9 protein-coding genes are annotated in these 13,255 nt (G+C 60.1%); 1 reads left to right on the forward strand and 8 read right to left on the reverse strand.

Annotated elements, in window-relative coordinates; all coding sequences use genetic code 11:
* Positions 1-31: 31 nt before the first annotated feature.
* From P3T18_RS33070 to P3T18_RS33105, 8 genes are all read right to left on the reverse strand, one after another.
* Positions 32-1,345: a lipopolysaccharide biosynthesis protein gene (locus P3T18_RS33070; RefSeq protein ID WP_429304182.1), complete on the reverse strand. Its 1,314-nt coding sequence runs from the start codon at positions 1,343-1,345 to the stop codon at positions 32-34.
* A gap of 190 nt (positions 1,346-1,535) precedes the next feature.
* Complete coding sequence (locus P3T18_RS33075; protein ID WP_429304183.1) at positions 1,536-2,639, reverse strand: glycosyltransferase family 4 protein; 1,104 nt, start codon at positions 2,637-2,639, stop codon at positions 1,536-1,538.
* Positions 2,636-3,997 (reverse strand): hypothetical protein, encoded by a 1,362-nt coding sequence (locus P3T18_RS33080; RefSeq protein WP_429304184.1) that lies wholly within the window; start codon positions 3,995-3,997, stop codon positions 2,636-2,638. Before P3T18_RS33080 ends, P3T18_RS33075 begins: the two co-directional genes overlap by 4 nt.
* Positions 3,994-5,175 (reverse strand): glycosyltransferase family 4 protein, encoded by a 1,182-nt coding sequence (locus P3T18_RS33085; protein ID WP_429304185.1) that lies wholly within the window; start codon positions 5,173-5,175, stop codon positions 3,994-3,996. Before P3T18_RS33085 ends, P3T18_RS33080 begins: the two co-directional genes overlap by 4 nt.
* A 79-nt stretch (positions 5,176-5,254) precedes the next feature.
* Positions 5,255-6,223, reverse strand: coding sequence for a hypothetical protein (locus P3T18_RS33090; protein ID WP_429304186.1), 969 nt, complete (start codon positions 6,221-6,223; stop codon positions 5,255-5,257).
* 91 nt (positions 6,224-6,314) lie between these two features.
* Complete coding sequence (locus tag P3T18_RS33095; RefSeq protein ID WP_429304187.1) at positions 6,315-8,534, reverse strand: polysaccharide biosynthesis tyrosine autokinase; 2,220 nt, start codon at positions 8,532-8,534, stop codon at positions 6,315-6,317.
* Between the two features lie 77 nt (positions 8,535-8,611).
* Entirely contained in the window at positions 8,612-10,024 is a 1,413-nt protein-coding gene (locus P3T18_RS33100) for an undecaprenyl-phosphate glucose phosphotransferase (protein ID WP_429304188.1), read from the reverse strand.
* A 24-nt stretch (positions 10,025-10,048) separates the two neighbouring features.
* A complete protein-coding gene (locus P3T18_RS33105; RefSeq protein ID WP_429304255.1) occupies positions 10,049-11,488 on the reverse strand; it encodes a mannose-1-phosphate guanylyltransferase/mannose-6-phosphate isomerase in 1,440 nt (479 codons plus the stop codon).
* Between the two features lie 956 nt (positions 11,489-12,444).
* Here P3T18_RS33105 and P3T18_RS33110 point away from each other — a divergent pair.
* Positions 12,445-13,179, forward strand: coding sequence for a hypothetical protein (locus P3T18_RS33110; protein ID WP_429304189.1), 735 nt, complete (start codon positions 12,445-12,447; stop codon positions 13,177-13,179).
* The last annotated feature ends 76 nt before the right edge of the window (positions 13,180-13,255 follow it).

The following is a 13,255-nucleotide window of genomic DNA, read 5'->3' on the forward strand; positions in this document are numbered from 1 at the left end:
CGCGTGAAATGACAGTGCGGCAAGCAAGCGCTCATTTCATTCTGCCGAAATGCATGACAGCGAGGATCACATACACCGTGATCGAAACGACCGGACTGATCGAGGAAAAAATCACCACGCGCGAAATGGAATCGATCGACATGAAACACAGCAATATCGCCTGACAGCCGAGCGTCACGACGACCTGAATCCACGAAGGCGCAATCCACGCTCTCGACATGTTCAGCGAATACAGCAGGCCTTCGATCACATAGAGCGACGCCGAGCCGAGAATCAGCAATAACTCCGTATTCAGGCCACTATATTTCCCGCCCAGTATGCTCAGAATGGCGGTGGGAAACAGCAACGCCGTGCCGAGAAAGAGTGCGATGATGACCAGAAACAGCGATACGAACAGCAGGTACATGCGCCGCATTTCCGCCTTCTCTTTCAGAACGGAAAAACGCGGCATGAGAATGTTCGAGAACACCGATTGCGCGACCACCAGCAAGGCGGAAATGCGCCCTAATGCGCCGAGTTGCGCCACCTGCACCGCACTGCCGAAATAGCCCAATAGAAAGACGTTCAGTTGCCCCTGAATGCAGAAATAGATGGAGGCCGGCGCCTGTCTTCTCGCCACTCTCGAGAACTCCTGCCTGACCTCCGCCACCGCCACGCCTTCGTCCTTATCCTGCAACCCATAAAGGCGTCTCACCCTGTATGCCTGGAAAATCATCGCGGCGAGCGCGGCCAGCAATGCGGTGGCCGCATGGGGAGAGACGAGAATCAGCGAAAGAACGACGAGACGCAGCAGCGCGCCGGAGATCGTCATCTTCTGCAATGCGCCGAGGTTCTGCTCGAGTTTGGGCAGAACCGCCATGAGATCGAAATTCAGCTGGAAGAACGTGATGAGCACGACGATCGTCATGATGATCAACGACGTCGTCCACGTCGATTGCGACCGGCTCAGCAGCAGCAGGCCGGCTGCAAAGATGACGAGCCCGAAGACGATGAAAAAACGGGTCCGCGTCTGGAATGCGACCGCAAAAACGCTATTGATCTTGGCGCGATCGGGCCACAAACGGCCGGCCACGCTCATCAGGGCGGCGCCCACGCCGATATCGCACAACACGCTGCCCGCGCCGACCAGCGTCACGGCAATCGTGTACCACGCGTATTCGTGCACCGAGAGCGTTCTGATGACGAAGATGCCGCAAAGAAAATTGATGCCCTGAAGCAATGCTTCGCGCGAAAAGAACTTGGCGAGAAAAACGTAAATTCCGCCTGCTTTTCCGGCAGCGGGTTGGCGCCCGGCGAGCAAGCCGTCTGCCCCTGCTTCTGCGGCGACGTCAGGGGTTTGAGTCATAGAGAGGGAGTTCCGCTACGAAGCAGGATTGAACACATTCGACTACTCCGGTCACATTGAAACCCGGAGCCGGCAGAGTGCCGAAGTACCCGGCATGATCGCCTGGATCGGCCTGCTTCGAATGTTCGCTCGCGCACCGTGTTCCCGAGAACCGGTTCGAAGCGCTCTACTGCGCGGACCACTGCGCCAGTCAATCCTGCTCCACGGTCGCGATCAGTTCCCGGATCATGCGATCGAGGTTGTATCGCCCAACGTTTTCGAGGCCTGCGCGACGCATGCCTTCGAAATCGGCGGAAGCAATGGTCTCGGCCGCGGCCACGGTATTGTCCGGATCGATATATTGCGCGGCGGTGCCGCCCACTTCCTGCATCGGACCGACGTCGGAAGCGAACACCGGACAGCCGCACGCCTGCGCTTCGATCACGGGCCAGCCGAATCCTTCGTTGCGCGACGTGAAGATAAAACCCTGCGATCCCGAATACAGCGCATTGAGCAATTCCATCGGCGCATTTTGGAACGAATGGACTCGCGCATGCAGCGCACCTTGCGTCATGACGTCCGTCATTTCCGGATTCGGCGGCGGACCGACGAACATCAGATGCGCGTCGGCAAACGCGGGCGTTTTCAGAAGCTCGGCGAAAATGCGTACTACGGCCGTGCGATTCTTGCGCGGATGGTCCGAGCCCACGTGAAGAAAGTACGTCTTACCGTCGAGAAAACTCAATCCGTACGAGTCGAGTACTTCGCGCCACGCCGGGTCGCGGGCGAACTTGCTATGCAGTGCCTGACGGATCACGGTGGTCTTTTCGGTCAGATCGGGACGCAGCCCGATCAGATCGGAGCGCGTGAAATCCGACACGCAAATGATCTTCCGCGCGCGCGCCATGCCGCGCAGAATCAGCGCCTGAAACACCTTGCCGGTCGGGCTGGTGCGCCAACCGCCAATCAGGCCACGCGCCGCGCGAATCGCAATTACGTCATGGCACGTAATGCTGCTCGTCTTGCGCGGCAACCAGAACATATACATGCCGTTGGAGTGATCGCAGATATGCGTGCGGTCGAAATGCCGTGCCTGCCGGCTCAGCGAAAGCGGAAAAATGATGAACTTGTCGACATACGCCACCCATTTCGCCACGCCCACCGGGTTCTTCGATCGCGACAGCAATACGGATTTGGGCGCCGTCAGTTCGACGTCGATTCCGGCATCGCGGCAACCTTTCAGGAGCATTTGTGCATAGGCCTGCATGCTCTTGATGTCATCCGCTGGATAATTTCCGACTAGTAGAAGCTTCATCTCGATACCTCCCCTGCATGGCGATAGACGACGGTCCGCGCGGGCAGTGCCGGGCGAATGGAACACAAAGCGAGGCCAAGCACGATGTAGCCGAATGCATTGGCGCTCACCTGACCACTGATGGGCCAGGACGACATGCCGTAAGCCGCGGTCGCCCAAAGCATCATCGGCAATGTTTCACCGAGCCGCGTCAGGCGGCTGACACTTCTGGCCAGACCCAGACTGAAAATCGTGCATTTGATCAGGAGCCACGCAAAACCGACAAAACCCATTTCCAGCAGCACGCGCGCCGGCTCCGACTCCGCGAGTTCGAAAGTTCTTTCGCCGGTCAACAGAACGGAACCCGCGTTGGTTCCCGCACCGAGACCGTGACCAATGAAATTGATGTCCTTGCGTGAAGCCGGTTCGCCGAGCAGCTCCGTCTCGATGCGCCCCATCACGTCCTCCTGGGCGGCGGCATCCGAGAAGCGCTCCTGCGTGGCGACCAGTGCGTCGCTGAAAATAAACAGCGTGGCGCACAGTGCGAGCACGGCGATTAGCGTCTTCGCAATGGCAAACACCAGCGCCTTGCCCGACTTCGCACCGGCAAAACTGCCGACGGTCTGAATGGCCAGCAATGCGCCGAAGAACATGATCGACGCGCGCGATCCGCTGATCAGCGTGCCGACCGACACCGCGAAGAAAGCCACCATGGCAAACCACTTGCGCCGGTACAGTGCTTTGCCGTTCCACACCGTACTCATCGCGAACGGCGCCACGGCCGCGATAAAGCAGGCGTAGCCCATCGTGAAGGTGAACGTGCCGCTCACACGCACGATGTCCGCGGAAACACGGAAGATTTCCTCTTCGTCCGTATCCGGCTGCACGTTCAGCGGCGAAGACGGCGCCGAGAAGTGCTGCATCACGGCGAGCGGCAACATCAGCACACTCAGCGCGATCATCAGCCTGATCACTTTCACCACTTCGCCGGTGGACAAGGAACACGCCATGGCGAGCGCGAACCATAAATAGAGCAGCCAGAACCTCAGGCCGAGAAAATAGAGCACCAGCGGCCCCTGCACGACGACGAGTTGCAGCGCCCCCCACATCAGCACGCAGAACGACCACAGCACGAGACATTGTGTGAGCAGCGGCATCGCGCTATAGCGATGAAGCGCGGCTGCACGCAACACCAGCACGATAGCCGCGAGATCGCGCAAGGCCAGCAGCGGGCTGCTCAGCGACGGCACGAACCATTTGCGCACCGCGCCCTCGCACACCGCCACGAGAATGACGAAAACGACCAGCTTGAAGTCCAGACTCAGCGGCTGGCTCGATGCACGCGCAACAACCGACGCTTCCGCAATCCGCGCCGTCATGCCAGCGTCCCGGCGATCAGGTCCGACACACGGCTCCTGTACGCGCGCCACGTGAAATGTCCCGCGGCCTTCAGCGCGCACGGCGAAGCATGGCGGATCGCCTGGCGATTGATCACTTTGTCTTCCATGCAGTGAAAGATCGATTCCGCGGTGGGTTCGACCACCCAGCCGCTCTCGGGAAACAGCGAGATGATTTCGCGCGCGCCGGTCATGGTGGAAACGATGGCAGGCGTGCCAGTCGCCATCGCTTCGACCACGACCATGCCGAACGCGTCGAAACGCGAAGGCAACAGCAAACAATCCGCCTGCGCGAGAAGCTGATAGAGCTGCGCTTGCGGCACGTTCGGCGAGAGATGCACGTGCGGCATCTGCTGCGCGCGCGTGAGCCATTGCGCTTCTTCCGACCCGCCGACCAGCGTGAGATCGGCGCGATGACCGTCGGCATTGATGCGCGCAAACGCGTCGAGAATCAGATCGATCGATTTTCTCGATGACAGCGTGCCGGCAAAAATAAACTGCACCGGCCGGCTGCTTTCCGAAGGACGCGCGACGCCATCCGGCAATTCCGCGCCGAGCAGCACCGATTTCACCTTATTCGCGCTGACACCCGCATTCAGATAGGAATCGCGCGCCATGTCGGAGCACGTAATGACGAGATCCGCCAGTTCGACCTCTTTGTCTTTACGGCGATTGATTTCGTCGATATAGCCGTTCGACGGCACGTCGATCAGCCGTTTCGCGTCCTGATGATGCAGCGAAGGTGCGTCGAGAATGCAGATCGCGCCCACCTCGCGTGCCGCCATGAACGTGTGATACGCGGAGTTCTCGTAGCCCACCACGGCGCGCGGCTTGAGCGCGCGCACCTGGCGCGACACCCACCAGTCGAACCAGTGAAACACGCGATGCGTGTAGTCATGACGCGCAGGCGCCGAACGCGCGAGTGCGCGGGCACGCAATAGAACCTGCCAGTAAACGGGATGATGTCTGAGTCCTTGCGGAATCACGGTACTGCGCATCTTGCCGCGAAAACGCGCGGGAATGATCGGCGAAGGCGCCGTGCCTGCGCCGCTCAACGGCACGCCCGACCAGAACGTTTGCAGAAGGCCGCGTTCGTGGAGACCCCACGCCAGCTGATGCGCGTGTTGCAAACCCGGATGGAAGACCGCGACCGAACTCATTGTTCGCCCCCAGCCCGACCCACGCCCGCACGGCCGGACTTTTGCGCGTCCAACTTCGCAACACAGCGGCACAATCCACTCATGACGTGACCTCCAGAATCTTTTCCACCAGCTGATTGCTGCGCACGTGCTCTGCAAATGCGCGCTGACCGATTGCCTTCGACAGTTCGTCGAGTTCTCGCGCCGTAGCGCCGAACGAACTTCGCCGCACGAAATGCGTGTCCGGCAGCGGATAATGCGTCGGCACCGGATACGCACCGACGTCGTCGAAAATCGAAACCGGCGCCATGCCGTGCGTGGCATACGCCGCAAATACACCGGACTTCGACGCCTGGCCCCACGGCGTGTTGAACAAGCCCCACTTCGCGTTACCGAGTCTGGCCGACACTTCGGACGCCGCCAGCGACCCCGCTATGTCGAACCGTTCGGGTCCCAGTACTTTCGCGACCTCGTCGAGCCACGCGCCTTTCGCGCCGATATCCACCACGCGCTCGATCACGTTGCCCGCCAACTGCGCGGCCAGCACCGGCGCCATCTGTTCGTAAACCTGCCTGCGCGCGTGCTCCGATCCGAAAACGACGGCGGTGTCGGCGCGTTCGTTCCAGGTCTTCACCTGACCCGGTTCGCCTACATTCGAGAAGGTCGGCGAATAGATGGCCCGTTCGCCGATTTTCGTCACGCCCCATGCGTGAGTGAAATCGGTATTGAAAAATGCGTAGTCGGCCAGTTCGACCAGTTGCTCGCAAATGCCTTTTTGCAACGGCGCCAGCCAGTACGCCGACGACAATCGCGGTGCAACCAGTACCCACAACTCGTGAAAATAGACGATCAGTTTCAATCCACGACGCTTCGCCCGTTTGATAAATGCGGGCAGCCAGAGCGGCACGCCCTTGCGGTCGAAGCCGTAAATCGACACTTGCAGAATCCAGATATCGCCCGGCACCACGGGTACTTCTCTTGCCGCATGCCGGTCCGGGACGGAGTAGCGCTCGACCCGCATATCCCGTTCGCGCAGACACTGAAGCAGAACGCTCGAGTGGTCGGTCACGCCACATCCACTTGCCTTGACTTGGGGCTGGACGATCCGAAAACTCAGCATGGTTTCAAATGACAGTTCCGTGGGTTCTGCACGAGCATGACTAGTGGACACCGGCACTCTTCGCGTCGTAGTCCGGGATATAGGAGCCGTAGCTGAGCGGTCCACGCGGCACATCCGTAAACACCACGCCTTTGACGGCAATACCCGAATGACGCAGGCGCCGCACCGCTTCGTTGATGCCGGGCAACTGGTCTTTACCGTGACGTACCACCAGCAGCGTTGCGCCCGCGCACTTGCCGATAATCGCTGCGTCGGTGACCGCGAGCGCCGGCGGTGTATCGACCACCACCACGTCGTAGCGGCGCGACAACTCGTCCATCAGGCTGCGAAACCGTTCGCTCATCAAGAGCTCGGACGGGTTGGACGGGATCGTGCCCTGCGGCAGCACGTCGAGTCCAGGCAACACGCTCTTGACGATCGCGCGATCCAGATCGACGCCGGAAATCGCGTCCGACAACCCGGGCTGATTCTTGATGTTCAGATACTCGTGCACGTCGCCGCGTCGCATGTCGCCGTCCACCAGAATGACGCGCTTGCCGCCGAGCGCCATGACGGTAGCGAAATTGATCGACACGAACGACTTGCCCACCTTGACGCCCGTGCCAGTTACCGCAATGACGTTGCTGCCCGCGTCGAGCATGCCGAAGTGAAACGCGGTGCGCAGATTGCGGATACCTTCCACGGCCACGTCATACGAAGCGGTGCCACCAAGCAGATATTCGCCACGATTGCCGCGTTTGGTGGTTTCTTCGAGACGCATGCGTGCCGCGCTGCGCGGCACTACGGCAAAGACCGGAATGCCGAGTGCACGTTCGATCTCATCGGAGTTCTCGATGCCACCGAACACCATCTTTTTGCTCAACGCCATCACGATGCCCGCCGTCGCGCCGAGAATGGCGGCGCCCAGCAGAATGATCGACAGGTTCGGGCGGATCGGCGCATCCGGCGGCATGGCCCGATTGACGATGCGCACGTCACCCACCTGCCCGGCCTTGAGAACCCGCAATTGCTGAGCGCTATTGAGCAGATCGGTGTAAAGCTGCGTATCGACCCGCACGTCGCGCAGCAGCGTCAACGCGGTCTGCTGCGTGGACGGCAACTTCTGCACACGCTGGTTCAGTTCGCCCTGCTTTTCCTGCAAGCCGGCAATCTGCGCATCCAGCGACGCGATCACCGTATGGCCCGCCGTAAAGCGCTGCGCGAGATCGGTGCGTTGCTGTTGCAGATCCATCAGCTTCACTTGCGTCTGCGAAATCTGTTCGAGCAGCAGACGGCTTTCTTCGTCCTGATCGATGGTGCCGTTTTCGTTGCGGAACTGGTTGTATTTCTGCTCGGCGGTTTCGAGTTCCGCGCGCAATTGCGGCAATTGCTGATCGAGAAACGCGAGCGTATGTTCTGCCTCGGCCGATTTCCGGTCGACATTCTGCTTCACGTATTGCTGGGTAATGGCATTGAGAATGTCGGCGGTGCGCTCGCTGTGCTCGCCGGTCAGGCTCACGCCGATCATGCCCGACTGCTTGGCTTTTTCGGCCACCGTGAGCGAGCGTTTCAACGCTTCCACGGCCTGTTGTGAGGAAATCTTCGTCACGCTGAATTCCGTGTCGGGATTCGCGACGAGGTGGTCCACCTGAATGGCGACGGGTATGCCGCCGAAGGTAGCCGACGCGAGTTCGCCGACGCGCCCGCGCAAGACCGGCGCGCCCGATTTCGTCGACAACAGATAACCGTCCGCGCTTTCCGCCGTGAGCGTCACGCCTTCAGCCGCGAGCGAGCTCGGCAGATCGAGCTTGCTGATCGAAATGCGCTCGCCGCCCCACGCGAACTTCGGCAACCCGAAGCGTGGCGAGGCCAGTTCGCCGCGCGGCACACGCCGCGCCAGCGCCGCGCCGATCACGGGGAAATAGCGCGGTTCCGCGCGAATGTCGAGATGCTGTTGCTGAACCGCCTGTTCGATCACGAGATCGGAGCGTAGCAACTCCATCTCGGCTGCCGTCGTGCCGCCCTTGTTGAAAATTGCCGCGAGTTCGCCCAGCCCTTCCTTCGCTTTCGAAGAAGATTCGCTATCTTCGACCTGAATCATGGCATCGGCCTGATACACCGGCTTGGCTACGAAGGCGTACGCCAGACCGAGCGCGAGCGCGACAACCGTCGCGCCCGCGATCAGGCGCCAGCTTTCCGCCACCTGAGAGAGATACGAGGCCAGCGAAGCGCCTCCGGTCCGTTGCGACCCCGTCGGTTCATTCTCGAAAATAGTGCTCATAAGGTACCAGTCGACACTTCCGGTTAAGGCCATTCGAGCCGCGCGCGGCCCGACCTGCTTTCAGCAACATCCACTCTTCAATACGCGTTGCGATTGACCAGGCCGTGCAGAACCGTCGCCGCGACGATCCGCATATCGAGCGCGAACGACCAGTGCCGCAGGTAATACAGATCGTGCTCCACGCGACGCTCCATCTTTTCAACCCGATCGGTCTCGCCGCGATGACCGTTCACCTGGGCCCAGCCGGTAATGCCGGGTTTGATCCGATAGCGTTGGAGATAGCCGCTGACGATCTTGCGATACAGTTCGTCGTGTTCCAATGCATGCGGACGCGGCCCGACCACCGACATATCGCCGCGCAGCACGTTGTAGAACTGCGGCAGTTCGTCCAGACTCGTGCGTCTGAGCAGCGCACCCACGCGTGTGATGCGCGGGTCGCCACGCGTCGCCTGTTTGAGTTCGCCGGCTTGCTCCGTATGCAGTCGCATCGAGCGGAATTTGTAGATGTTGAACACGCGGCCGTCCGCGCCTTTGCGCTTCTGCGTGAAGAAAACCGGTCCCGGTGACGACAATTTCACCGCTATCGCCACGGCCACCAGTATCGGCAACAACGCGAGGAGCGCGAGCGCCGCAAAAATACGGTCGAAAATCTCTTTCTTCATCAAGGCATGCGCGGGCAGCGGCGAGCCGACGAGGCTGATCGCTGGCATGCCGAGCATGTCGGTTACGCCGCTGTCGAACAGCGCGAGACTGCGCACGTCGGGAATGAAGCGCACGTTCACGAAGTCGTCGCGGAACTCGTTGACGAAGCGGAGAATGGTTTGCTCCTCGCTGAGCGGCAGCGCCAGCCAGATTTCGCGTACGCCATTGCGGCGCACGAAGCCGACGAATCCTTCGAAGTTGTCGAAGGTCGGCACTCTGGCGCGCGACACGCTATGACTCGGTCGCGCATCGAACGCGGCCAGCGCGCGAAATCCGGTACTCGGCGAGCGGCGGATATTGCGAACGATATCTTCACAATGACTGCCGCAACCCACTATCGCGACATGCCGCAAATTGAGCCCGGCATTTCGAGCATGCGAGAGGACCGAGCGCACCACCACGCGTGTACTGATGAGACTGAGTGCGGTTAGCCCCGACCACGTGACGAACCAGAGGCGCGAGATCGAATCGGTGCGATGCAAACCGAACAGCAACACCAGCACGCACAATTGCACCGCGACCCACGCGAATATCACCTGTGCCACGAGGCGCAGAATGGAACGGCCGCGCCACGACTGGTAAATACCGAACACCGGAAAGACCACCAGCGTAAAGGCCGCGGCGAACGTGACCAGCGCCGTATCCACCGCTTGCGGCGACAGTTCGTCGAACCGCAGCAGTGACGCGATCCGCGCGCACACGACTATCCACACGACGTCCAGCACACGCACGGCCAGTTCGTGAGTCCCGAACGCCGGCGTTTCCGGAGCGAACTCGATACTGCTCATGGCGCTCTCCCAGTGAGTCCGTCTTCAGGCACGTCCGTACGTATCGTCGAAACGCACGATGTCGTCTTCACCCAGATAGGAGCCCGACTGCACCTCGATGATCTCTAGCGGCAATTTGCCTGGATTTTCGAGCCTGTGCGTGTTGCCGAGCGGGATAAACGTCGACTGGTTCTCAGTCAGCAAAAACTTTTCGTTGCCGCAAGTGACGAGCGCCGTGCCGCTCACGACAATCCAGTGTTCCGCGCGATGATGATGCAATTGCAACGACAGTTGCGCGCCGGGATACACGACGATCCGCTTGACCTGGAAACGGCCGCCGTGGTCGATCGAATCGTAGTAGCCCCAGGGGCGCCGTACCTTGCGGTGCGCATTCGCTTCGGGCGCGCGTTGCGCCTTGATGCGTGCCACCACGCCCTTGATGTCCTGCACGTGTGAACGGTCGGCCACCAGCACGGCGTCGTCGGTTTCGACTACCACCACGTTGTCCATGCCGAGACACACCACGAGCCGGCCTTCGGAGTGAACGAGGCTCGATGTCGAACTGTCCAGCACCACGCGACCGCGCGCGACGTTGCCGTCGGCGTCCTTGTCGAGCGCATCCCACACGGCGTCCCACGATCCCAGATCGGACCAGCCCGCATCCAGTTCGACCACGACGCCATGCGGCAGCGAATCATTGGAACCGAGGCGTTCCATGATCGCGTAGTCGACGGAGTCGGACGGGGACGCGGCGAACTTTTCGCTATTCGGACGATAGAAGATGTCGTCGCTTTTACCGGCCGCGTATGCCGACACGCAGGCCTCATAGACCGCAGGTTGCAACTGTTTGACCGCGTCGAGCCACACCGTTGCGCGCACGACGAAGATGCCGCTATTCCACCAGTAGTTGCCGGACTCGACATAGTGCGCGGCGAGTTCCGCCGCCGGCTTTTCGACGAAACGCTCGATGCGGTGCGCGTCGCCGGGAATCGATTCGCCGAGACGGATGTAGCCGAAACCAGTATCGGGACGCGTCGGCGGCACACCGAGCGTCGCGATCGCGCCCGCTTCGGCCTGGCGCGCGGCGAGACCGATGGCTTGCTGGAATGCGGGAATATCGGCAATGGCGTGGTCGGCTGGCATCGCCACGATGATGGCGTCTTCGCCGTCGGCGCATGCGGCCGCAGCGGCAAGCGTCAATGCGGGCGCCGTATCGCGGCGCATCGGTTCGACCAGAATACGGGCGTCGATGCCGCTTGCACGCATCTGTTCAGCCGTGATGAAACGATGTTCTTCGCCGCACACCACGATGGGTTCGCGCATCAGTTCCCACGGACCGGGGAAGCCTCGCAGACGCTGCACGGTGGCCTGTAACAGGGAGTCCTGGCCCAGCAGACCGATGAGCTGCTTCGGAAACTGTTCGCGTGACATCGGCCACAATCGCGTCCCTGCGCCGCCCGCCAGAATGACTGGTGCGAGCCGCATGACGGGCGCGGAGAGGGTCGCCGACGCCAGTGCAATTGCCGCTATGGCGTCACCCGTAGAGACGGGTTCCTGCACATTGGAAAGAGCCGTACCTTGAACTTCCTGCACATTGTCGCTCATCGCATTGCACTCCTACGCTCTCAGTTCATTGAATCGTCGGGCAAACCTTTCCCCTGACCCGCGAATATCGCGGTTCATTCGGGTACTGCCCACTCACATCAACAAGCTTGCAGAATGAAGACGCGGGCTACGGTCTTTTTTGCCGCAACTCTCGCCTGTCTGGCAAAGCACTCGCCGTTCAGGGCGAATGCGGAAGTCGATCGCATTGCGTTTGTTCGTGCATCGGTCCTGCGCGGCGCCGCATAGCGAATCTCGACGCCATTGGTTGTGCCGCACTGCATCATAGGCATCGCATTCTGTCGGCCATATTGCCTGGCCGTTATTCACGACATGTTGGCGGAAGTGCTGGGGGCTGAAAAATTATCTGTATTGAACCGATCAAACGCGATGATTCAAAGATTGCTTTTAATTTTGTTCACGACATTAATTCGTCATCCAGACCAGCTTATATAAAACGCTAATCGCGATTTTTGTCCCGCTACGACCGCCTGACAAGCGTCTGACAATCCACCCCGGTTCTTTTTACGTCGAGCTGTCATCGGCACCATTCTGGAACAGGTCAAAATTCCACACGCCCCAATAACAAGCCGTTTCAACCGCTTTCGGTGAAGGCCTCTCCATCATGGGGCGCGAAACTCCCTATCGACTTGCTTTCGATAACGTGTTGGCCGATAGCGCGTAAAGCTTGTCCATTGTTCACTGCACCATACGCGCTATCGTTTCATCGAAACGTCAGACAGAGCACTGCAAGGGCCTAAGGCAGAGCAACGGCGTGTGGCCGACCTGCCAAAGATTTCTAACTAACAAGCAACGCCTCCCGAGAAACGAGGCCCAACATGAATGGGAAGCAAGAAGGACCACATGGCAGCCTGCTCGATATCTACTTCAATGTCGTACCCCTGAAAGTCATCGAAACACTGAACGCCACCATCGACGGAACACGCCACGACTGGAGTCCCGCGGACGGACGCCGCGAGTCTGTGATGGCGAATAGCTTCGCGACTCTCTTGCGTGAAAATGCCTGTTTTCAGGCTATCGAATCACAGGTTTGCGCGGCGGCCGACACCTGGGCCAGGACGGTTCTAAAGCGCGAAGTTTCAGACAAGCCACTACATGTATTGCGTTGTGTCGGGCCGGATGCGGATTCGCAAAGCTATTTGCGCCACTTCGACTCGCACCTGCTAACCATCCTCGTGCCTTTGCAACTCGCGCCCGACGGCGAGCGCAATGGCGATCTGATCATGCACGCGTTTCAGCGCAAGGCGAATTCGACGATAGCCAACCTGCTCACCAAAAGTTATCTGTTCTTCGAGCATGGTTTGCCCTTCTTTATTCGCCGTGTTCTGGCCACGCGTGATCTGTCGAGAGCGCACTCGCAGAGAATCGAGTGCAGCCCCGGCAACATCTACGTCTTTAACGGCCTGATCACCCTGCATCACAATCTGGACGTGACCGTAGGCGAGCGGCGCATGCTGATCATTCACCACTACGACGCGGGCCTCACGGCCGGTGCGCGGTCGGTGACGCGCTCTTTCCGCTTGTTGCGCGACCGGCTGGCCGGCATGGTTTGAAGACTCGGGAACTTATGTAACGACGCCCGATTCGACGATTGATTCGGTATCCGATGTTTTAATTTCACTGGCACAT

This window comes from Paraburkholderia sp. GAS199 (genome assembly GCF_050436585.1).
Classification (GTDB): domain Bacteria; phylum Pseudomonadota; class Gammaproteobacteria; order Burkholderiales; family Burkholderiaceae; genus Paraburkholderia.